This is a genomic window from Pseudodonghicola xiamenensis DSM 18339 (genome assembly GCF_000429365.1).
GTDB classification, from domain to species: Bacteria; Pseudomonadota; Alphaproteobacteria; order Rhodobacterales; family Rhodobacteraceae; genus Pseudodonghicola; species Pseudodonghicola xiamenensis.
This window is the reverse complement of record NZ_AUBS01000005.1, coordinates 189,771-210,414: the sequence shown is the minus strand read 5'-3', so window position 1 is coordinate 210,414 and position 20,644 is coordinate 189,771. Positions and strand designations below refer to the sequence as shown.

Annotated in this window: 21 protein-coding genes; 14 read left to right on the top strand and 7 right to left on the bottom strand. The window is 63.1% G+C overall.

Annotated elements, in window-relative coordinates; genetic code table 11:
• Nucleotides 1-19 precede the first annotated feature (19 nt).
• Nucleotides 20-1,375 carry an oxygen-independent coproporphyrinogen III oxidase gene (gene hemN, locus G455_RS0108545; RefSeq protein ID WP_028093319.1) on the bottom strand — a complete coding sequence of 452 codons (1,356 nt, stop codon included), beginning with the start codon at nt 1,373-1,375 and terminating at the stop codon, nt 20-22.
• 66 nt (nt 1,376-1,441) lie between these two features.
• On the opposite strand from hemN, the gene fnrL reads away from it, so the two are divergent.
• Nucleotides 1,442-2,179 carry a transcriptional regulator FnrL gene (gene fnrL, locus G455_RS0108540; protein ID WP_407636242.1) on the top strand — a complete coding sequence of 246 codons (738 nt, stop codon included), beginning with the start codon at nt 1,442-1,444 and terminating at the stop codon, nt 2,177-2,179.
• A gap of 276 nt (nt 2,180-2,455) precedes the next feature.
• Here the strand turns inward: fnrL and G455_RS0108535 are convergent, their stop codons facing one another.
• A complete protein-coding gene (locus G455_RS0108535) occupies nt 2,456-3,295 on the bottom strand; it encodes a universal stress protein (protein ID WP_028093317.1) in 840 nt (279 codons plus the stop codon).
• A gap of 204 nt (nt 3,296-3,499) precedes the next feature.
• On the opposite strand from G455_RS0108535, the gene ccoN reads away from it, so the two are divergent.
• The 9 genes from ccoN (at nt 3,500) to ccoS (ending at nt 12,749) form a co-directional block, all read left to right on the top strand.
• Nucleotides 3,500-5,104 (top strand): cytochrome-c oxidase, cbb3-type subunit I, encoded by a 1,605-nt coding sequence (gene ccoN / locus G455_RS0108530; RefSeq protein WP_028093316.1) that lies wholly within the window; start codon nt 3,500-3,502, stop codon nt 5,102-5,104.
• 14 nt (nt 5,105-5,118) lie between these two features.
• Complete coding sequence (gene ccoO / locus G455_RS0108525) at nt 5,119-5,850, top strand: cytochrome-c oxidase, cbb3-type subunit II (protein ID WP_028093315.1); 732 nt, start codon at nt 5,119-5,121, stop codon at nt 5,848-5,850.
• 11 nt (nt 5,851-5,861) lie between these two features.
• A complete protein-coding gene (locus G455_RS0108520) occupies nt 5,862-6,056 on the top strand; it encodes a CcoQ/FixQ family Cbb3-type cytochrome c oxidase assembly chaperone (RefSeq protein WP_028093314.1) in 195 nt (64 codons plus the stop codon).
• Nucleotides 6,053-6,922, top strand: coding sequence for a cytochrome-c oxidase, cbb3-type subunit III (gene ccoP, locus G455_RS0108515; protein ID WP_028093313.1), 870 nt, complete (start codon nt 6,053-6,055; stop codon nt 6,920-6,922). The genes G455_RS0108520 and ccoP overlap by 4 nt, the downstream gene beginning before the upstream one ends.
• Nucleotides 6,923-7,371: 449 nt before the next feature.
• Complete coding sequence (locus G455_RS23665) at nt 7,372-8,292, top strand: LysR family transcriptional regulator (protein ID WP_051312294.1); 921 nt, start codon at nt 7,372-7,374, stop codon at nt 8,290-8,292.
• Nucleotides 8,293-8,435: 143 nt separating this feature from the next.
• Nucleotides 8,436-9,866, top strand: coding sequence for a cytochrome c oxidase accessory protein CcoG (gene ccoG / locus G455_RS0108505; RefSeq protein ID WP_028093312.1), 1,431 nt, complete (start codon nt 8,436-8,438; stop codon nt 9,864-9,866).
• Nucleotides 9,867-9,869: 3 nt separating this feature from the next.
• Nucleotides 9,870-10,328, top strand: coding sequence for a FixH family protein (locus G455_RS0108500; RefSeq protein WP_028093311.1), 459 nt, complete (start codon nt 9,870-9,872; stop codon nt 10,326-10,328).
• Between the two features lie 72 nt (nt 10,329-10,400).
• The gene (locus tag G455_RS0108495; RefSeq protein WP_028093310.1) at nt 10,401-12,584 is read left to right on the top strand and encodes a heavy metal translocating P-type ATPase; all 2,184 of its coding nucleotides are present in this window, start codon (nt 10,401-10,403) and stop codon (nt 12,582-12,584) included.
• Between the two features lie 6 nt (nt 12,585-12,590).
• On the top strand, nt 12,591-12,749 hold the full coding sequence (ccoS, locus tag G455_RS0108490) for a cbb3-type cytochrome oxidase assembly protein CcoS (protein WP_028093309.1): 159 nt from the start codon (nt 12,591-12,593) through the stop codon (nt 12,747-12,749).
• Between the two features lie 111 nt (nt 12,750-12,860).
• Here the strand turns inward: ccoS and G455_RS0108485 are convergent, their stop codons facing one another.
• Entirely contained in the window at nt 12,861-14,303 is a 1,443-nt protein-coding gene (locus tag G455_RS0108485; protein WP_028093308.1) for a D-alanyl-D-alanine carboxypeptidase family protein, read from the bottom strand.
• 225 nt (nt 14,304-14,528) lie between these two features.
• Nucleotides 14,529-15,248, bottom strand: a complete 720-nt coding sequence (locus tag G455_RS0108480; protein ID WP_028093307.1) for an HAD family hydrolase — start codon at nt 15,246-15,248, stop codon at nt 14,529-14,531.
• Nucleotides 15,249-15,340: 92 nt separating this feature from the next.
• Here G455_RS0108480 and clpS point away from each other — a divergent pair, with 92 nt between their 5' ends.
• The 4 genes from clpS (at nt 15,341) to hemF (ending at nt 18,466) form a co-directional block, all read left to right on the top strand.
• Entirely contained in the window at nt 15,341-15,682 is a 342-nt protein-coding gene (gene clpS, locus G455_RS0108475) for an ATP-dependent Clp protease adapter ClpS (RefSeq protein WP_028093306.1), read from the top strand.
• Nucleotides 15,683-15,688: 6 nt separating this feature from the next.
• Nucleotides 15,689-16,681, top strand: coding sequence for a class I SAM-dependent methyltransferase (locus G455_RS0108470; RefSeq protein ID WP_028093305.1), 993 nt, complete (start codon nt 15,689-15,691; stop codon nt 16,679-16,681).
• 21 nt (nt 16,682-16,702) lie between these two features.
• Entirely contained in the window at nt 16,703-17,506 is an 804-nt protein-coding gene (locus G455_RS0108465; RefSeq protein WP_028093304.1) for an SDR family NAD(P)-dependent oxidoreductase, read from the top strand.
• Nucleotides 17,507-17,572: 66 nt separating this feature from the next.
• Nucleotides 17,573-18,466, top strand: a complete 894-nt coding sequence (hemF, locus tag G455_RS0108460; protein WP_028093303.1) for an oxygen-dependent coproporphyrinogen oxidase — start codon at nt 17,573-17,575, stop codon at nt 18,464-18,466.
• A gap of 54 nt (nt 18,467-18,520) precedes the next feature.
• Here hemF and G455_RS0108455 read toward each other — a convergent pair whose 3' ends face one another.
• The 3 genes from G455_RS0108455 to G455_RS0108445 form a co-directional block, all read right to left on the bottom strand.
• Nucleotides 18,521-19,555, bottom strand: coding sequence for a hypothetical protein (locus G455_RS0108455; protein ID WP_028093302.1), 1,035 nt, complete (start codon nt 19,553-19,555; stop codon nt 18,521-18,523).
• 14 nt (nt 19,556-19,569) lie between these two features.
• Nucleotides 19,570-20,040 carry a transcription elongation factor GreA gene (gene greA / locus G455_RS0108450; RefSeq protein WP_028093301.1) on the bottom strand — a complete coding sequence of 157 codons (471 nt, stop codon included), beginning with the start codon at nt 20,038-20,040 and terminating at the stop codon, nt 19,570-19,572.
• A 207-nt stretch (nt 20,041-20,247) separates the two neighbouring features.
• A complete protein-coding gene (locus G455_RS0108445) occupies nt 20,248-20,631 on the bottom strand; it encodes a VOC family protein (protein ID WP_028093300.1) in 384 nt (127 codons plus the stop codon).
• Nucleotides 20,632-20,644 lie beyond the last annotated feature (13 nt).

The following is a 20,644-nucleotide window of genomic DNA, read 5'->3' as shown; positions in this document are numbered from 1 at the left end:
CGAGGGGCGATATCGCCCCTCAGATTGCCGAACTGTGGCCGGCCTTGCTCAGATCATAGGCATCGAGGGCGCGGGCGATCATCCGGGTCAGCGGATAGGCCTCGTGCCGGATCGCCAGTGCGTCGGGGCCGATTTCCAGCATGCCGGGAAAGGCCTGCGCCACTTCTTCGAACATCGCCTGCAGCGCTGGCGCGGAGATATGGAAATCTTCGCTGATCTCTCCGGCGTTGATGCGGCGATCGCACATCAGCATCTCGATCATCCGGCCCCGCATCAGATCCTCTCCCTGGAATGCGTGTCCCCGGCTGGTTGAAAGCCGCCCCTCGCGGATTGCCCCGGTATAGGCGGAGGTCGCCGGTGCGTTCTGGGCGTAGCCTTGTGGAAAGCGCGAAATCGACGAGGCGCCGACGCCGATCAGAACCTCGGCCTGGTCGTCGGTATAGCCCTGGAAGTTGCGCTTCAGCGTGCCGGCCTTCAGCGCTCGGGTCAGCCCGTCTTCGGGGCGGGCGAAATGGTCGATGCCGATCTCGGCATAGCCGTCCCAGAGGAACAGCCGTCGCGCGGTATCGAACAGCTCAAGCCGCGCCTCTGGCGTCGGTAGGGCATCAGAGGGGATCAGTTGCTGTCGCTTGGCCATCCACGGCACATGCGCATAACCATACAACGCCACCCGGTCGGGGTTGAGCGACAGCAGCTTCTGCACGCTTTCGGTCATCCGCGCCTTGCTTTGATGCGGCAGGCCGAAAAGGATATCGGCGTTCAGGCTGTAGATGCCCCGAGCGCGGATCATCTCCACTGCCTGGCGTGTCACGTCATATCCCTGAATGCGACCGATGGTCTTCTGAATCTCAGCGTCGAAGTCCTGCACCCCGATCGAGGCGCGGTTCATCCCCGCTGCCGCCAATGCGTCGAGCCGCGCCTCGTCGATCTCGTTCGGGTCGATCTCGACCGAGAATTCGGCCTCCGGACCAAGCGGGGCCAAGGCGAAGATCGCCTCTGCCAGTTCGGTCATCAGGGCCGGTGTCAGCAGGGTAGGGGTGCCGCCGCCCCAGTGCAGTCGCGACAGGGTCACGCCAGCAGGCAATCGGCGGGCCAACAACGCCAGTTCCGCCTTCAGCGTTTCGACATAGGCCGCGACTGGGGTGTCGCTTTGGGTGCCCTGGGTCCGACAGGCGCAGAACCAGCACAATCGCCGGCAGAAAGGCACGTGGACATAGAGCGAGATCGAGGCGCGCTCGGGGATCGCCTCGATCCAGTTGGCATAGGTATCGGGCCCGACCGCCGCGCTGAAATGCGGTGCGGTGGGATAGCTGGTGTAGCGCGGAACCCGCGCGTCAAATAATCCCAGCTCGGCCAATTGTGATTTCACGGACATGTGGCTAAGCTATCGGGGAACGAAGGCGCCATGCCTTGACGCAGATCAACTGGGGCTGAGATGTCTGTGCAGAGCCAAGCATTCACCGGCAATTGTTCGGACTGCCCGGTCCGGCATCGAGCAGTCTGTGCGCATTGCGAGATTGACGAGCTCGATGAGCTTGAGAGCATCAAGTATTACCGGACTTTCGAGGCTGGACAGACCATCATCTGGTCGGGTGACAAGATGGCCTTTGTCGGTTCGGTCATTGCCGGCATCGCCTCTCTGACCCAGACGATGGAGGACGGGCGGACCCAGATGGTCGGTTTGCTGTTGCCATCGGATTTCGTCGGCCGCCCAGGGCGCGACGGATCGGCCTATGATGTCACTGCGACCACCGATGTGGTCATGTGCTGTTTCCGCAAGAAACCTTTCGAGCAGCTTATGGCGCGGACGCCGCATATCGCCCACCGTCTGCTGCAGATGACATTGGACGAGCTGGACGCGGCACGGGAATGGATGCTGGTGCTGGGACGCAAGACCGCGCGCGAGAAGATCGCTTCGCTGTTGTCGATCATTGCCCGCCGCGATGCCTCGCTCAGCCCGAACGGGCCGTCTGGGGCGATGGTGTTCGACCTGCCCCTGACCCGGGAGGCGATGGCGGATTACCTTGGCCTCACGCTGGAAACCGTCAGCCGCCAGATGTCGGCGCTGAAGCGGGACGGGGTGATCCTGCTCGAGGGCAAGCGCCACGTCACGGTGCCCGACATGGGCCGGCTGATGGAAGAGGCCGGCGACGACAGTGACGGCGGCCTGATGGCCTGACGGCCTTCCTGTCTTTCGTGGATGTGCGATGCGCCGCGCCGCTTGGCGTTGCGGTTCGCGGCAGGGCCTTGCCGCGAACTCCCGCTTGAACAGCCCATGAGATCATCGGGCGCGCCGCCAGAACGATCAGGGCGCTGGTGGCCTGTATGGGATGGAGGTCGCCGCGCCTACAAGGTCACGACGGACATAAGACATACCGGGGTGCAGAGACAAAGCGCGCCCCGGGGCTCTCAGGCCGCGGGGCGCGTAATCTTTCCGATGCCGTCGGTCGGCAGGTCAGCGCGACATGAAGACCGGCACGGTGGCCTGTTCCAGCATGTTTCGGGTCGCTCCGCCCAGGATCGCCTCGCGGAAGCGCGAATGGCCATAGGCGCCCATCACGATCAGGTCCGAACTGGTATCGGTCGCGTGACGGTTCAGGATGTCCGAAATCCGCGGCATCGTCTTGCTCAGCACGTCGATCTCGCAGGTCACGCCCTGACGCGCCAGCATCTGCGACAGCAGCCCGCCCGGATCAGAGCGTTCCGGCCCGTGTTGCGGCGGGTCGATCACCACGATGCGCACTTGTTCGGCCGCGGTCAGGAAGGGCATCGCCTTGCGGATCGCCGCCATCGACTCGACGCTTTCGTTCCAGGCGACCAAGACGTTCGAGAACGTGCCTTTGGGCGTATTGTTGTCGGGCACCACCAGAACCGGGGCGTGGCCTTCGAACAAGGCGGCCTCGACGATCGGTTCGGCCTCGGCGCCGCGATCTTCGCCATAGGGGCGCGGCAGCACCACCAGATCAGAGAAGCGTGCGCGATAAGCGATATGACGGCCCAGATCGGCGATCTGGGCGACACCGTCCTCGACCGACCAGCGGACATCGGACAGGCCAAGCTTTTCTTTCGCGTAGGCGAGGGTCGCTTCGGCCTCGGCACTGGCGCGTTCCAGGGTCTCCTGGAGGATCATCGCATTGGCACCAGCGTAGTAGTACCCGGTCTGGGTACGGTCGACGCCCAAGCAAAGCGCTTCGGCGTGGGCGTCCTGCGCCTCGGCCAAGGCAACAAGCTGCGCCATGGTGGCGTCTGACACCTTCGGATCGGTCAGAACGGTCAGCAGGGATTTATAAGCCATTGGAACCTCGTTGTATTCGGGCATTTCTCAGAATGAGCGTCTGGACAGCCTTCGACCCCCAGTTTCGATGCCTGCCACGGAAATGGCAAGGGCGTCTTGACGCAGATCAAAGCGTGCAAGAAAGCCATCTTGCAGGTAAGCTTGTAGTCTGAACCCGTCTGACGCGGCGGCAGAATCGCGTGGGACTAGGCAAAGGGACGAGGAATGTCTAACACAATCAAGCTTATTGCGCTTGGTCTGGTCACATTGTTCGCAGCAATGGCGGCAAACTATGCGCGAGATACGGCCTATATGGTTCACGCCATCATTGTGATGCTCGTGGCCGGCGGTCTGTTTCTCTTCACATTGCGGCGGACCGGGGAACCGGTGCTGGCTGCTCCGCAAAATGAATATTTCGATAGCGTCGTGCGCGCCGGGGTCATCGCCACCTGCTTCTGGGGCGTCGTCGGCTTTCTGGCGGGCACGTTCATCGCCTTTCAGCTTGCCTTTCCGCATCTGAATTTCGAATTCCTGCAGGGGTATGGCAACTTCGGGCGGCTGCGTCCACTGCATACCTCGGCGGTGATCTTCGCCTTTGGGGGGAATGCGCTGATCGCCACTTCGTTCTATGTGGTGCAGCGAACCTCCGCCGCGCGGCTCTGGGGCGGTAACCTCGCCTGGTTCGTGTTCTGGGGCTATCAGCTCTTCATCGTGCTGGCGGCAACCGGTTATCTGCTGGGCGCCACCCAGTCCAAGGAATATGCCGAGCCGGAATGGCATGTCGATCTGTGGCTGACGATCGTCTGGGTTGCCTATCTGGCGGTCTTCCTCGGGACCATCATCAAGCGCAAAGAGCCGCATATCTACGTCGCCAACTGGTTCTATCTGTCCTTCATCGTCACCGTGGCCATGCTGCATGTGGTCAACAACATCTCGATCCCGATCTCGATCTGGGGATCGCGGTCGGTGCAGGTGATGAGCGGCGTTCAGGACGCCATGACGCAATGGTGGTACGGCCATAATGCGGTGGGCTTCTTCCTGACCGCAGGCTTCCTGGGGATGATGTATTATTTCATCCCGAAGCAGGCCGAACGCCCGGTGTTCAGCTATAAGCTGTCGATCATCCACTTCTGGGCGCTGATCTTCCTGTATATCTGGGCCGGTCCGCACCACCTGCACTACACCGCGCTGCCGGATTGGGCCTCGACGCTGGGGATGGTGTTCTCGATCATGCTGTGGATGCCTTCCTGGGGTGGCATGATCAACGGTCTGATGACGCTGTCGGGCGCCTGGGACAAGCTGCGCACCGATCCGGTGATCCGGATGATGGTGATCTCGGTCGGCTTCTACGGCATGTCCACCTTCGAAGGTCCGATGATGTCGATCCGCGCGGTGAACTCTCTGTCGCACTATACCGACTGGACCATTGGTCACGTCCATTCCGGCGCTCTGGGCTGGAACGGCATGATCACCTTCGGCGCACTTTATTTCCTGACGCCGGTGCTGTGGAAGCGTGAGCGGCTCTATTCGCTGCAGATGGTGTCCTGGCACTTCTGGCTCGCCACCGCCGGCATCGTGCTCTACGCCGCCTCGATGTGGGTGTCCGGGATCATGGAAGGCCTGATGTGGCGCGAAGTGGATGCCAACGGTTTCCTGGTGAACTCCTTCGCCGATACCGTCGCGGCCAAGTACTGGATGTATGTGGTGCGGGGCCTGGGTGGGGTGATGTACCTGAGTGGTGCGCTCATCATGGTCTATAACCTGTACATGACCGTTCGTAAGGCGCCGGCCAAAGAGGCCAGCCTCGCGGTCACGGTTCCCGCCGAATAAGGGAGGAGGGAACAATGTCCATTCTGTCAAAGCACAAGTTCATCGAAACCAACGCGACCCTTTTGCTGGTCTTCAGCTTTCTGGTCGTGACCATCGGCGGCATCGTCGAGATCGCGCCGCTGTTCTGGCTGCAGAACACCATCGAGAAGGTGGATGGCATGCGCCCCTACACCCCGCTGGAGCTGGCCGGGCGCGAGATCTACGTCCGCGAGGGCTGCTATGTCTGCCACAGCCAGATGATCCGCCCGATGCGGGACGAGGTCGAACGCTATGGCCATTACAGCCTAGCGGCTGAATCGATGTACGATCACCCGTTCCAATGGGGGTCGAAACGGACCGGGCCGGATCTGGCCCGGGTTGGGGGTCGCTATTCGGATGAATGGCATGTCGACCACCTGACCAACCCGCAATCGGTTGTGCCGGAATCCGTGATGCCGAAATACGGCTTCCTCAAGCACAAGATGATCGAAGGTCAGTACATCGAGGACGTGATGAAGAGCCATGCCTTCGTCGGTGTCCCCTATACCGAAGAGATGCTGGCAAGCGGTCAGGCCGATTTCCTGGCCCAGGCCGATCCGGATAGCGATTACGACGGGTTGCTGGAACGCTACGGGGAAGACAGCGTGAATGTGCGCAACTTCGACGGGCAGCCGGGCGTATCGGAAATGGATGCGGTCATCGCCTATCTGCAGATGCTGGGCACTTTGGTCGATTTCTCGACCTTCACGCCTGACGAAAGCCGCTGAGGAGGGCCGAGATGGATCATTATTCGTTTCTGAGGCAATTCGCGGACAGTTGGATGCTGCTGGTCCTCTTCTTCTTCTTCGTGGGGGTGGTCTTTTGGGTGTTCCGCCCGGGCAGCAGCAAGACCTATCGCGATACGGCGGATATTCCGTTCCGACACGAGGACAAACCCGCGACGGATAAGACGGATAAGGAGGCGCGGACATGAGCAAGGCACCCCAACATCACAAGGGCGACCCGCAAACCACCGGCCATAACTGGGACGGGATCGAGGAATTCGACAACCCGATGCCGCGCTGGTGGCTGTGGACCTTCTATGCCTGCATCGTCTGGGCGATCGGCTATTCCATCGCCTATCCAGCCTGGCCCGGGATCAAGAGCGCCTCGGCCGGTCTGCTGGGCTGGTCTACCCGCGCCGATGTCGCCCGGGAGATCGAGGCGGTCAACGAGGCCAATGCCGCGATCAATGCGCGGCTGGTGGCGGCTGATCTGACACAGATCTCGAATGATCCGGAACTGAACAGCTATGCAGTGTCCGCCGGGGCCGCGGTCTTCAAGACCTGGTGCGCCCAATGCCACGGGGCCGGCGCTGCCGGCGCCAAGGGCTATCCCAACCTGCTGGATGATGACTGGCTGTGGGGCGGGGATATCGAAAGCATCCATTACACCGTCACGCACGGGGTGCGGAACGAGGATGACGGCGATGCGCGTTATTCGCAGATGCCGGCTTTCGGTCGCGACGATCTGCTGAGCGACGAAGAGATCGACCAGGTCACGAACTTTGTCATGTCGCTGTCTGAAACGCCGATGGATGCGTCCCTGGTGGCAGCTGGCAAGGTGGTGTTCGAGGACAACTGTGCGTCTTGCCATATGCCCGACGGCACCGGCGACCGGACGCAGGGGGCGCCGAACCTGACCGATGCGATCTGGCTGTATGGTGGGGATTACGACACCATCAAGGAGACCGTGACCAATGCCCGTTTCGGCGTGATGCCGGCCTGGGGGTTGCGGCTGAACGAGGATCAGATCCGCGCTGCCGCGCTCTATGTCCACCAATTGGGCGGTGGCGAGTGATCTGAGATAACGAATACCTGCGGGCCATTTCCGTGGCCCAAAGGGGCGGCGCCGGCTTTTCGATCTGTTCGCGCGTTTCCTGGAAAGCCGGCGCCGATTTATTGTAACTCATAGGCAAGATTCAGGGGCCCGTCCACAGATGTCGCTGTGGGCGGGCCCTTTGTCATTCGGCCGCATGTGCTGGCGGGCGGGGCGCTGGGGCGAGACGGGGCCGCGCCAACCGGAAACGCCGGGGTAACCAGCCGCGCCGCCGGGGCCTTGGCGCTTCGACCTTGCGTGTTGGCGCAGGGGGGAAGTCGGCGTTCACCCGCGTCGCAATCATGAAAGTTTTGGCATAGATTCCCAACATGTTCCGCTCCTATTTTGGGTTTCCATCTCCTGTCATTCTTGTCTGATGGGGGATTTCATGCCATTCAATTCCCTATCCATCGTGTAATCTGGGATTACATATGAACTGGCTCTCCTTGCCGCCGCTCTCATCCCTCAGGGCCTTTGCCGCCTTTGCCGAAACCGGCAACCTGGCGCGGGCGGGGGGCGCATTGAATGTCAGTCATGCCGCGATAAGCCAGCAAATTCGCGCGCTTGAGGGGCATCTGGGCGTCGCGCTTGTCGACCGCTCGGGCCGGGCCATGGTGCTGACGGCAGAGGGGCGGCAGCTTTCTGATGCGCTGGCGCTGGGATTCGGCGCGATCGGGGCCGCGGTGCAGGATCTGGCGGCGCAGACGGCGGATCGGCCATTGCATGTCAGCGTGACGCCCAGCCTGGCGGGCTATTGGCTGTTGCCGCGGCTGGCCGGGTTTTCGCGCCTGCATCCCGAAATCAGCCTGCGTGTGGACCCCTCCCCGGAACTGGTCGACCTAAAGCCCGGAGGGATCGACCTGGCGCTGCGTCATGGCGAAGGGGGCTGGCCAGGGGTGGAAAGCGAGCCGCTGTTGCCGGCGCCGCTTGCGATCGTGGCGGCGCCGCAGCTCTTGCAGGGGCAGCGGGTGGCGACGCCCGCCGATCTGGCCGATCTGCCCTGGATCGAGGAGCTTGGCACCACCGAGGCCAGCGCCTGGCTGGCCGAGCAGGGCGCGCGGATCGGGGCCGGGCGCAGCACGCAATTGCCGGGCAATCTGACACTGGAAAGCGCCCGTGCCGGGCAGGGCTTGTTGCTGATCGTGAGGCTTTTCGTCGAAGCCGATATCGCCGCAGGCCGCTTGGTCGAACTGTTCGCGACACGACAGAACAGCCATTATCACATCATCACCCGCCCGGGGGTGCAGCGTCCCGCTGCCCGCGCCTTTATCGCCTGGCTTCGCCGGGAGGCGCGAGGGGCGGGCGCGGCAGGGCGCTCCGGGGCCGAGGCGAGGGATGGGGGCGGACAGTAGCGCCCCCGCCACTGCGGTGTCTGCGTCAACTGGAACATGGGCAAAGATGCGTGTCGAATGCTATGATTGACTCAAATCAATGTGTGTAGGCCACCGGAATGGGACAAGGCGTGCACCCCAGAGCTTGACGCCGGAGAGCTTACGTGACCGAAACCAATCCCGCCCCCAGCTTGTATTCCGCCAGGGAGCCGATCTTTCCCCGCCGCGTGTCCGGCAAGTTTCGCAGCCTGAAATGGGTGCTGTTGTCGCTGATGCTGGGGATCTATTACCTCACCCCTTGGATCCGATGGGATCGTGGTCCGGAACTGCCGGATCAGGCGGTGTTGCTGGATCTGGCAAACCGGCGGTTCTATTTCTTCTGGATCGAAATCTGGCCGCATGAGTTCTATTTCGTTGCCGGTCTGCTGATCATGGCGGGGCTTGGGCTGTTCCTGTTCACCTCGGCGCTCGGTCGGGTCTGGTGCGGTTATGCCTGCCCGCAGACGGTCTGGACCGATCTTTTCATCCTGGTTGAGCGTTGGGTCGAAGGCGATCGTAACGCGCGGTTGCGGCTGCACCGGCAGAAAAAGCTGGATTTCCGCAAGGTCCGGTTGCGGCTGACCAAATGGACGATCTGGTTCCTGATTGGTCTGGCCACCGGTGGCGCCTGGGTGTTCTATTTCGCCGATGCGCCGACCCTGCTGCACGATCTGGTCACTGGCCAGGCGCATCCGGTGGCCTATACCACCATGCTGGTGCTGACCTTCACCACTTTCTTCTTTGGCGGTTTCGCCCGCGAACAGATCTGTATCTATGCCTGCCCCTGGCCGCGCATCCAGGCCGCCATGATGGACGAGGATACGCTGGTCGTCGGCTATCGCGAATGGCGGGGGGAGCCGCGTGGCAAGCACCGCAAGGCCGATGGCGCAGAGCAGCTGGGCGACTGCATCGACTGCAATGCCTGCGTCAACGTCTGTCCGATGGGGATCGACATCCGCGACGGTCAGCAACTGGCCTGCATCACCTGCGCGCTGTGCATCGACGCGTGCGACGATGTGATGGCGAAGATCGGCAAACCACGCGGGCTGATCGACTACATGGCGCTGAGCGACGAGGACAACGAACGCTCCGGTCAGGCGCCGCGCAGCGTATGGAAACATATCCTTCGACCGCGCACCATTCTTTACACCGTGATGTGGTCACTGGTGGGCTTTGGCCTGTTGTTCGCGTTGTTCATCCGGCCCGATATCGACCTGACGGTCGCGCCGGTGCGCAATCCGACCTATGTGACCCTGTCCGACGGCACCATTCGCAATACCTATGATATACGGCTGCGCAACAAGCATGGCGAGCCGCGGATGTTCGAATTGTCGGTGGTGGGCGATCCCTCGATGCAAATCCAGCTTGAAGGTGTCGATGGCAGCAAGGTCCAGGTGCCCGCCGATACGGCTTATTTGCAGCGGGTCTATGTGACCTCGCCCAAGGGGGCTGCACCGGCTGCGGCCGAGGCAACGCCGCTGCGCTTCTGGGTGGCGGATCTGGTCAGTGGCGAGCGGGCCTATAAGGACAGTACCTTTAACGGCAGGGGGCGTTAATAGATGGCAGAACGGGAATTCACCGGACGGCATGCGCTGATGGTTTTCGTCGGGGCCTTCACGGTGATTATCGGCGTCAATATCTGGATGGCCTATAAGGCCATCCGCACCTTTCCCGGGCTGGAGGTCAAGAATTCCTACGTCGCCAGTCAGGAGTTCAACACCCGCCGCGCCGCGCAGGAGGCCTTGGGCTGGACCGTCAATGTCCGCTACGCTGGTGGGCTGGTGATCATGACGGTCACCGATGGTGCAGGCGCGCCGGTTCGCGCAGCCGAGATCGCGGCGACCATCGGGCGGGCCACCGAACGGCAGGACGATTTCGTCCCGGCGTTCGACTTCGACGGGGTTGCCTATGTTGCCCCGGCCGAGCTGCGCCCGGGCAAATGGGATCTGCGGCTGAAGGCGCAGGACCGTGACGGCACCGAATTCGTCCAGCGCCTGGTGTTTCACGTGAATGGCTAGGCTAGGTGCGCCTCGTCTTTTTCCGGTCGGTCCGCCTGAACCGGCCTCGGTTCGGAGCCCTTGGAGCGCCTTATGACGGCAGAGTTTCGCCCCCCTTCGGCCGCCGCCTGCCAGGGCTGTCTTGCAGCCCCGGTCGGGCCGGTAGAGGATGCGCCGAAAGACGCGCGCATCGCCCTGTCGCTGCCTGGGGTTCACTGTCAGGTCTGCATCACCACGGTCGAACATGCGCTGAGCGATCTGCCCGGGGTGCATTCGGCGAGGGTCAACCTGACCCTGAAACGCGCCCTGATCGAGGCCGATCCGGAGGTGCGCGCCGCCGATCTGATCCCGGTGCTGGAAGGCGTCGGATACGAGGCGCATGAGCTTGATTCCGGTGCGTTGCAGGCCACCCAGACCGACAGGGCCGGGCGCGATCTGCTGATGCGCCTCGCAGTCGCCGGCTTTGCCTCAATGAATGTGATGCTGCTGTCGGTGTCGGTCTGGTCGGGGGCGACAGATGCGACCCGGGACATGTTCCACTGGATTTCGGCGGCGATCACCCTGCCGGCCATCGCCTTCGCCGCCAAACCCTTTTTCGTGAATGCCTGGAGCGCGCTGCGGGTCGGGCGGCTGAATATGGATGTGCCGATCGTTCTGGCCATCGTCCTGGCGTTGGTGACCTCGCTTTGGGAAACCTCGCTTTCCGGCGAACACGCATATTTCGATGCGGCGCTGACGCTGACCTTCTTCCTGCTGGCGGGCCGTTACCTCGATTATCGCACCCGGGCCGTCGCCCGATCGGCGGCCGAGGAGCTTTCGGCGCTGGAAGTGCCGCGGGCCCTGCGGCTGACCGGCGATGGGCAAGAGGAAGAGGTTGCTGTCGCCGCTCTCGGGATCGGCGATCTGATCCGTATCCGCCCCGGTGCGCGGATGCCGGTCGATGGCGAAATCACCGAGGGCCGGTCTGAACTGGATCGCTCCCTGCTGACCGGAGAGACCCTGCCGGTCTTCGCCGAGCCGGGGCTTGCGGTCAGCGCGGGGGAGGTCAACCTGACCGGCCCGTTGACGATCCGCGCCACCGCCGTCGGCAAGGATACCTCGCTGCATCGGATGGCCGATCTGGTGGCGATCGCTGAATCGGGCCGTTCGCGCTATACCTCTCTGGCTGACAGCGCCGCCAAACTCTATGCGCCGGGGGTGCATATCCTCGCGGCGCTCAGCTTTCTGGGCTGGTATCTCTATTCTTGGGATGTTCGCACGGCGCTGAACATCGCCGCTGCGGTGCTGATCATCACCTGCCCCTGCGCGCTTGGGCTCGCGGTGCCGGCAGTGACCACCGCCGCCTCGGGACGGCTGTTCCGCAAGGGGATGCTGATCAAACATGCCACCGCGCTGGAGCGGCTGGCCGAGGTCGATACCGTGGTCTTCGACAAGACCGGCACGCTGACCGCGGGCACGCCTGAACTGACCAACCTGCAAGATCACGCCAGCACCGATCTTGCCGTCGCGCTGGCGCTGGCCGAAGTCTCGGCGCATCCGCTTTCCGTCGCGCTGACCCGCGCCGCGCGCGCCGCCGGGATCGTTCCCGCCGAGATCACCGATGTGACTGAAGTGCCGGGATACGGCACTCAGGGTCAATGGCAGGGGCGCCTGGTCCGTCTTGGTCGTGCTACGTGGGTCGGGGCGGCTCAGGGCAGCCAAACGGCCGCCTGGCTGTCGGTGGGGGAGGGGGAGGCGCGGCCGTTCTTCTTCTCTGACGCGCTGCGCCCGGGGGCCACCGAAGCGGTGGCGGCGCTGCAGAAGGCCGGGGCGGAAGTGGTGCTGATGTCGGGGGACACCACGCTGGCGGTGGAAGCGCTGGCCCGGCGTCTTGGGATTTCCCGCTGGGTGGCCGAGGCACTGCCGCAGGACAAATCCGCCCGTATCGTCCGCTTGTCGGAAGAGGGCAAAAAGGTGCTGATGGTGGGCGACGGGCTGAACGATACTGCGGCACTGGCTGCGGCCCATGTCTCGATCTCGCCGGCCTCGGCGTTGGATGCGGCGCGTGTGGCGTCGGATATCGTGCTTCTGGGGCAGGATCTGGCACCGATTCCCGAGGCCTGTGACGTTGCCCGCAAGGCGACCCGACGCATCCGCGAAAACTTCCGGATTGCCACGGTTTATAACCTGATCGCCGTACCTCTGGCGGTGGCCGGGCTGGCGACGCCGCTGATGGCCGCGCTGGCGATGTCCTCCTCCTCGATCACCGTTTCTCTCAACGCGCTCAGGCTGAGGTAATCGCCGATGGACGTTCTGGTTTTCCTGATTCCGATCTCGCTCTTTCTGGGCGGTGTGGGGCTGCTGGGGTTCATCTATACTGTCAGATCCGGCCAGTATGACGACCCCGAGGGCGATAGTCACCGCATTCTCAGCGATGAATGGGACGATCACCCCAGGCCGTGATTCAATCCGTCCTTTCGGCGCTCGCCGGTTACCGCCGGGCGGCAGGCAAACAAAAAAGGAGTGGCCGGGCCACTCCTTTCTTCTTTGTCAAAGATCAACTGCTGGGGCCGATCAGGTCGGGCCGATCAGATTGCAGGTCACGTTGCGCGCCTTCAGGCGGCGGCAGGCCAGATCGGCAGTTTCCTCGCTCATGCCAAGGAAATTCGCGTCAAAACCGCGAGGGCTGTGAACCACCTTGCGCAGGGTGCCGTCGAGAGTTTCCATTTCTGACAGAGCTGTCCGCAGCAGTACTTTTTCAGCGTCATACCGGCTGGAATAGCGGCCGACGTTGATGCCCCAGTGCCGGCCACCGTTGGTGGATACGCGGGTCACGACCTCAAGTTGTTCGGCTCCGGCATCTGCCACGACCAGATCATCGCGCAAATCCTCGGGGCGCATGGCTGGGCGCGGTGCCGTGGCGGGTGCCTCTCCGTCCGACGAGCTCAGGATGGCTTCGGCGACGGCGGCGGCGATGATATCCGCGTCCGGCGTGGTGTCGGCGCGGGCCACCAGTTCGGTTTCAGCCGAGGCGGGGGCCGAGGAGCCGCCCGGGCGCGGCACCGGGCGCAGGCTGGCGACAACGGCACCGTTCACGCGAATGGTCTTGCCTGCGGGGCCTGTGTCCTTGCCGACATAGGCCGGCGGCGAGGGTTTGCGCAGCGGTGTCGACCGCGGTGCCCGGCGGAACCCGACATCCAGAAGCTCGGCCACCTTGGCATTGCGCCAGGTCGAGGATTTGCCGCCGAAAACTGTGGCGATGATGCGCGTATTTCCCCGTTGGGCCGAGGCCACGAGGTTGAAGCCAGCGGCCCGGGTATAGCCGGTCTTGATGCCGTCGGCGCCGCGATAGCTGTCGAGAATCCGGTTGTGAGAGGTCACCGTCTTGATGCCCGCATTGGTGCTGCGGCGCGAGAAGAGGTTGTAATATTCGGGGTAATCGTAAAGCAGATGCCGCCCCAGGATCGTCATGTCCCGGGCGGTGGAGAGATGGCCGTTTTCGGTCAGGCCATGGGCGTTCTTGAATGTGGTCCGTTTCATGCCCAGGGCCTTAGCGGTCCGGGTCATCCGGAGGGCGAAGGCGTCTTCCGATCCGCTGATCGCCTCGCCGATGGCGGTGGCGGCGTCATTGGCGGATTTCACCGCCGCGGCCCGCACCAGATAGCGCAGCGCGATCTTCTGCCCAGGTTTCAGGCCCAGTTTGGACGGGGGTTCCGACGCGGCATGAGACGAAACCCGCACCATCGTATCCATGGAGATCTCGCCATTGCGCACCGCTTCGAAGGTGACGTAGAGCGTCATCATCTTGGTCAGGGAAGCCGGATGCAGCCGGGTATCAGCGTTGCGGGATTGCAGGATTTCGCCGGTACGGGCGTCCATCACGACCTCGGCATAGGGGGCTGCCTGCACCCTGTTTGCACTGGCCGTGACCAGTAACACGCCCCAAAGCGACGCCAAAAGGAGTGCGAAGAAGAGATTCAGCCCTGACCGGGCCGACCGAATACGCCGGACCTGCACGATATTGCCTCTGTCTGCCTCGTCGGGCCCGGTTGATCCCGACCCGTTTGTGGATTTGTTTCGACCAAGATATCATAGGAAATAATCAAAATAAACCCGCAGCTTGTGAGGGGATGTTGAAACGCCGTGATGGCTAATTCCCACATCTTGGGGTGTAGGGCTCGGCATCCGCAACACCGGCTAAACAGGGCCTGAGGCGGGGCGTGCAGGCCGATCACATTTTATTCAATATATGCCAAGTCTTTCATCAATCCGCGCCACCAGGCCAGGCAGGTCTCCCAGGGTGTCGATGCTGTGATACCGGGGCGATCCCTCGGGGGTGTCGGCCCGCTCGATCTCCCAGATCAGCCCATGCGGGACATAGACGCCCCAACCGCCGGCCGCGATTGCCGGCACCACATCCGAACGCATGGAGTTGCCCACCATCAGTGCCCGGTCGGGGCCATCCCCATGGCGTGAGAAGATCTCGGCATAGATTGCGGGGGTCTTCTCGGATACGATTTCGACGCCGTGAAACAGGTCTCCCAGGCCGGATTGCGCCAGCTTGCGTTCCTGGTCGATCAAATCGCCCTTGGTGATCAGGATCACGCGGTGGCTGTCGGCCAGGGTTTCCACCGCCTCGCGGGCATGGGGCAACAGCTCGATCGGATGGGCCAGCATTTCCTGCCCGGCCTCGATCAATTCCCGGATGACGTTGGCGGGCACGCGGTCTTCGGTCACCTCGATCGCGGTCTCGATCATGGACAGGACGAAGCCCTTGATGCCATAGCCATAGTGCTGGATGTTGCGCCGTTCCGCCGCCAGCAGCCGTGCTGACAGAAGGTCCGCCTCGGCGAAATCCTTAAGCAGGTCGGTAAAGCGGGCCTGGGTCAGGCGGAAAAAGCGCTCATTATGCCACAGGGTGTCGTCCGCGTCGAAACCCACCGCCGTCAAACTGCCCGCCATGGCTTGCTTCTCCGCTTAGGCTTTTCTAAACCCCACGGAGCGTTATATATAGGGGACCCATAAATCCCCATACCCCGGATTAGAGCTTCGCGATGCTGCTACAGCCATTGAGGATGTCGGACAAGCAGGATGACGAAGGCGATACCTCGATCCTGCTCAAGACCCGGCCCAAGACCCAGCGCCCGCCCCTGTACAAGGTGCTGCTGCTGAATGACGACTACACGCCGATGGAATTCGTCGTCCACGTGCTGGAGCGGTTCTTCAACATGACGCACGCCCAGGCGTTCGAAGTGATGCTGACCGTGCACAAGAAGGGCGTCGCCGTTGTCGGCGTCTTCAGTCATGAGATTGCCGAGACCAAGGTGGGACAGGTGATGGATTTTGCCCGTCGGCATCAGCATCCGCTGCAATGCACCATGGAAAAAGAGGAATAGGGGCGCTTGACCGTCCGTCTTGCACTTGCTGTCGGTGAAGGAGGGCTGACCCTTCCCGAGACCGGCCCGTTGGCGGTGTTCCACCCTCGCGCAAGCGCCGATCTGTCGGTGCTGCCACGCGATCGGGCGCTGCTGATTCAACCCTTCCGCCCCGATTATGATGCGCTTGCCGCCGCTGGCTGGGCGGTGGATAGCCAATTGCCGCAGGATATGCGCTGTGCTGCCGCGCTGGTGTTTCTGCCCCGTGCCAAACGTCAGGCTCAGGCGTTGATCGCCCGCGCTGCTGCCTGCTGCGACGGGCTGGTGGTGGTCGATGGTGCCAAGACCGACGGGGCCGATAGCCTCTGGCGTGAGGTGCGCAAGCGGGTGCCGGTGCTGGGCAGCCTGTCGAAGGCGCATGGCCGGCTGTTCTGGTTCCAGGCCGATGAGGGCGCCTTCGCCGATTGGGTCGAGCCTGCGGCACAGGGCGTCGAGGGATTCGTGACCGCCCCGGGCGTGTTCTCGGCCGATGGTGTCGATCCGGCCTCGCGCCTTCTGGTCGAGAGCCTGCCGCCGCATCTGGGCGCCCATCTGGCCGATCTGGGCGCTGGCTGGGGCTACTTGTCCACGCATCTTCTGCGGGACGATCGGCTGAAGACGCTGGAGGTGGTCGAGGCCGACCGCATCGCGCTGAACTGCGCAGAACGGAATATCACGGATCCTCGCGCCCGGTTCCATTGGGCCGATGCCACCGGTTTCAAGCCGGATCAGCCGCTGGATGCGGTGGTGATGAATCCGCCGTTTCACACCGATCGCAACGCCGATCCGGGGTTGGGGCAGGCCTTTATCCTTGCCGCCGCCAGGATGCTGGCGCCGCGGGGGCAGCTCTGGCTGGTGGCCAACCGTCATCTGCCTTATGAGACGACGCTGGCACAGGTCTTCGCTGAACATCAGGAAGTGGCCGGCGACAGCCGGTTCAAGATCCTTCATGCCGTGCGTCCCGTGCGGCTTCGTGCCTGAACGATCCACAGGAGAGTTGAGATGTCATTTTCCATCGCCGGCAAGACTGCCATCGTAACCGGCGCCGCCAATGGCATTGGTCTGGCTATCGGTCGGCAATTTGCCGGAAAAGGGGCGAATGTCATGTTCGCCGATATCGACGAAGCCGGCCTGATCGAAGAGTTGGGCGAACATGTCGAGGACAGCAATGTCCGTTATTTCGCTGGCGACCTGCGCGAAAGGTTGACCATCGCCAACCTGCTGTCAGCCACGATCGACGCCTTTGATCAGGTCGATATCCTGGTCAATGGGGCACGGCAGGTGACCCCCTCTGATCCGCTGGATCCGGACGACGATTCGGTGATCGCGTTGCTGAACCAGAACGTGTTGCCGGCGATGCGGCTCAGTCAGCTTGTCTCTCGGCGGATGATCAAGCAAGCCAAGGAACGGCCCGGCGCGGGCTGCGCTGGGTCGATCATCAACCTCAGCTCGATTGCCGCGCGCCGGACACACCCTGATCTGATGGCCTATTCTGTCAGCTCGGCGGCGCTGGATCAGTTGACCCGGTCGTTGGCAGTGGCGCTGGCGCCGCATCGGATTCGGGTCAACGCGGTCGCCATCGGCTCGGTCATGAGCGCGTCTCTCAAATCCACGCTGAAGGACAATCGCGAATACCGTCAGGAAATCGAGGATCACACGCCGTTGGCGCGCATCGCCGCCCCCTCCGAACTTGCCGATACCGCGCAATTCCTGGCTTCGGACGCTTCCGGTTTCATGACCGGGCAGATCCTGACACTCGACGGCGGGCGGACGCTGCTCGATCCTGTTACCGCCCCCGCGCATTGACGCGCCCCCCTTCCAGCGCTTGCCGGGTGTGCCGGCAGGCAGCAAGACATCAACCGGGGAACAGCCATGACAGATTCGTTCGACCGTGAAAAAGCCCGTGCCGCGGCCTGGTTCCGCGATCTGCGCGACCAGATCGTCGCCGCCTTCGAGGGCCTGGAGGACAGCCATGCAGAAGGTCCCTTCGCCGATGAACCGCCGGCGCGGTTCGAGGTGAAACAGACCCGGCGCGTCTCGGAGGACGGTAGTGACGCCGGCGGCGGCCTGATGAGCGTGATGCGCGGCGGTCGGGTGTTCGAAAAGGTCGGTGTCAATGTCTCCACCGTCTATGGGCAACTGGGAGAGCGGGCCCAAGCCGCGATGATGGCACGCAAGGGGCTGCCGGGAATGAAGGATGATCCGCGGTTCTGGGCCTCGGGGATTTCGCTGGTCGCGCATATGCGCAACCCGCATGTTCCTGCGGTTCACATGAATACCCGAATGTTCTGGACCCCGCATGCCTGGTGGTTCGGCGGTGGCTCGGATCTGAACCCCTGCATCGAATATGCCGAGGATACCGCGCATTTCCATGCCACCCAAAAGGCGCATCTGGACCCGCATGGGGCGGGTCATTACCCGCGGCTGAAAGCCTGGGCGGATGAATATTTCTATATCCCCCACCGCAAGCGGGCGCGCGGTGTCGGCGGGATTTTCATGGACGATTATTGCACCGGCGATTGGGAGGCCGATTTCGCCCTGACGCAGGACATCGGCCGCGCCTTCCTGCCGGCCTTCCTGCCGCTGGTGGAAAAGCGCCGGGGGCACAGCTTTTCCGAGGCGGATCGCGACACCCAGCTTATCTATCGCGGTCAATATGCCGAATATAACCTGGTTTATGACCGGGGGACCAAATTCGGGTTGGAAACCGGTCACGATCCGGAAGCGGTGCTGATGAGCCTGCCGCCCCTGGCGAAATGGCCCTGAGCCGTCTTCCCCGGTGATTGCCCGCCCCAGTCGTGGGGCGGGATCGGGAGTTGTTCAGTCGAAGGTGCCCGCGACCCGGCCCACCAGCATGAAGGCGCGGGCGGTGCGGGTTTCGGCCAGCGCGGTGATTTCGGCATCTGTGGCCTCTTCCGCGAAGGCTGCGAACATCTGATCGAAGCGGCGCAGGAAATGGTGGACCGCATCGCGAAAGATCGGGTCCTGTTTCATCCGCGCTGCCGTCAGCGCCAGTGAAGACCTATCACGCACGCCGCCAAGTGCTGCTACTGCACGACCGCGGACGCCTTGCGCGAATTGCCGCCACACTTCCGGACGGGCGCGGTCCGGGTGCAGGTCATCCATATAGATGCCATCCTGGCTGAGCAGGGTCAGAACGTCCTGTGCAGCCTGAATCAACTGTGCGGCCTTGCGATCCTTCAACGTCCGGCGCAGCGCACCGAAGCCTTCTTCGTCTTCTGCGGTTTCCGGGAAATGCAGTGCGCGGACGAAATCCTCGATCACCAGTGGTGCCGAAAGCGCCTCGGCCGGGGTGCCCAGTTCCAGTGCCGCCTGATCGTCGCTGTCGCGGGCTGGTGCCGGGACGGGCGGGGTCACCGGGCGGGGCTCGGACTGCCGGATGGTGTGGAAGGTCGCCAGCGCGGTCTCGGTCTTTTTCGCCGTCGCGGCGATTTCATCCAGTTTCTTCTGGATCGCGCCATCGGCCGGAATCGCGCCCCGCTGGGCCTGGGCAATCTGCGCCTGGCGGATCGCGTCGACCGCCATCTGCAGCCGTGCGCTTTCCTCGCGCATGACCCGCGCGGTGCGCAAGGTGGTGGCTGCGACCCAGATCATCGCCACGGGCAGGAAGATTGCCATCAGCGTGACGACAAACCGCAATCCGTCAACCGCCGTCTCGCCGGAGGCAGGGCGCGTCAGGAGATACAGCGCCGAACCGGCCAGCCAGATCAGGCTGAGCGCGCCGGCGGTCAGCTCGATCCCGGACAGTCGCGCGGCGCTGGGGCGGGCATACATGCCCAGGGGGGTGCTGCGGTCCCGGTCGCCGGGGCGCGATTCTGAGCGAGGGTCAGACATTCTGTTCGACCCCGTCAGATATATGCAATCTTCAGCACCTCGTAGGATCGTTGGCCGCCGGGCGTGCGGACCTCGACGCTGTCGCCTTCGTCCTTGCCGATCAGGGCACGGGCGATCGGTGATTTGATGTTCAGCAGGCCGTTTTCGATATCGGCCTCATGCTCGCCGACGATCTGCCAGGTCTTTTCCTCGTCGGTATCCTCATCCACCAGGGTGACGGTGGCGCCGAACTTGATCGGACCGGAGAGTTTCGAGGGCGTAATCACATCGGCCAGGGACAGAACGCCTTCAAGCTCTTTGATGCGGCCTTCGATGAAGGACTGTTTTTCCCGTGCAGAGTGATATTCCGCATTCTCCGACAGGTCGCCATGTTCGCGGGCCTCGGCAATCGCCTTGATGATCGCGGGGCGCTCGATGGACTTGAGCTGTTTCAGTTCGGCCTCGAGCGCGGCGAAGCCCGTTGGCGTCATCAGGATTTTTTCCATATCTTTCGCTTCCACGCATGATTTTCGCCCCGCCGCACGATGCGCCGGGGCGATTGATAGGTTGGCGAATACCTGACCCAAACGCATGGCAGAATGCAAGGGGGAGTACGCAGGTTGGGGCGGGGAGCTGCCTATCGCCACTGCTCAGGCGGTGGTGGCGGCGGTGGCGGCCCCCAATAGAGCGGTGAGCTGATCCGCAGCTGACAATCAATCATCATAGGCCACCACTTCGAATTCGACGCCGTCGGCATCGTGAAAATAGAACCGCTTGCCAGGTTCGTAATCGGCATGGCTGTGTGGAGCGAACCCCGCCGTCCTGACCCGCGCTTCGGTGGCGTCAAGGTCATCGACGCGGATGCCGATGTGGTTTAGCCCGCCTAGCTGGGTATAGCTGTCGTTGCCCGACCGCAGTGGTTCGGCCGGACGGTAGAGCGCGAGATAGTCCGACCCGTTGCCCACATGCACGGTATACCCGCCGCCGAGCGCCGGCCCCGACCAGCGGACTTGCCATTCGAACACCTGCGTCAGCCAGGCGGCAGTGGCATCCGGATCGGTGACGGTGAGATTGCCGTGTTCCAGTTCAGAGGTCATCGGCCAGTCCTTT

Bases quoted from the DNA above. Each gene is read 5' to 3' on its own strand.
- hemN (WP_028093319.1), bottom strand. From the start codon at position 1,375: ATGTCCGTGAAATCACAATTGGCCGAGCTGGGATTATTTGACGCGCGG.
- G455_RS0108535 (WP_028093317.1), bottom strand. From the start codon at position 3,295: ATGGCTTATAAATCCCTGCTGACCGTTCTGACCGATCCGAAGGTGTCA.
- ccoN (WP_028093316.1), top strand. From the start codon at position 3,500: ATGTCTAACACAATCAAGCTTATTGCGCTTGGTCTGGTCACATTGTTC.
- ccoO (WP_028093315.1), top strand. From the start codon at position 5,119: ATGTCCATTCTGTCAAAGCACAAGTTCATCGAAACCAACGCGACCCTT.
- G455_RS0108520 (WP_028093314.1), top strand. From the start codon at position 5,862: ATGGATCATTATTCGTTTCTGAGGCAATTCGCGGACAGTTGGATGCTG.
- ccoP (WP_028093313.1), top strand. From the start codon at position 6,053: ATGAGCAAGGCACCCCAACATCACAAGGGCGACCCGCAAACCACCGGC.
- G455_RS23665 (WP_051312294.1), top strand. From the start codon at position 7,372: ATGAACTGGCTCTCCTTGCCGCCGCTCTCATCCCTCAGGGCCTTTGCC.
- G455_RS0108500 (WP_028093311.1), top strand. From the start codon at position 9,870: ATGGCAGAACGGGAATTCACCGGACGGCATGCGCTGATGGTTTTCGTC.
- G455_RS0108495 (WP_028093310.1), top strand. From the start codon at position 10,401: ATGACGGCAGAGTTTCGCCCCCCTTCGGCCGCCGCCTGCCAGGGCTGT.
- ccoS (WP_028093309.1), top strand. From the start codon at position 12,591: ATGGACGTTCTGGTTTTCCTGATTCCGATCTCGCTCTTTCTGGGCGGT.
- G455_RS0108480 (WP_028093307.1), bottom strand. From the start codon at position 15,248: ATGGCGGGCAGTTTGACGGCGGTGGGTTTCGACGCGGACGACACCCTG.
- clpS (WP_028093306.1), top strand. From the start codon at position 15,341: ATGCTGCTACAGCCATTGAGGATGTCGGACAAGCAGGATGACGAAGGC.
- G455_RS0108465 (WP_028093304.1), top strand. From the start codon at position 16,703: ATGTCATTTTCCATCGCCGGCAAGACTGCCATCGTAACCGGCGCCGCC.
- hemF (WP_028093303.1), top strand. From the start codon at position 17,573: ATGACAGATTCGTTCGACCGTGAAAAAGCCCGTGCCGCGGCCTGGTTC.
- G455_RS0108455 (WP_028093302.1), bottom strand. From the start codon at position 19,555: ATGTCTGACCCTCGCTCAGAATCGCGCCCCGGCGACCGGGACCGCAGC.
- greA (WP_028093301.1), bottom strand. From the start codon at position 20,040: ATGGAAAAAATCCTGATGACGCCAACGGGCTTCGCCGCGCTCGAGGCC.
- G455_RS0108445 (WP_028093300.1), bottom strand. From the start codon at position 20,631: ATGACCTCTGAACTGGAACACGGCAATCTCACCGTCACCGATCCGGAT.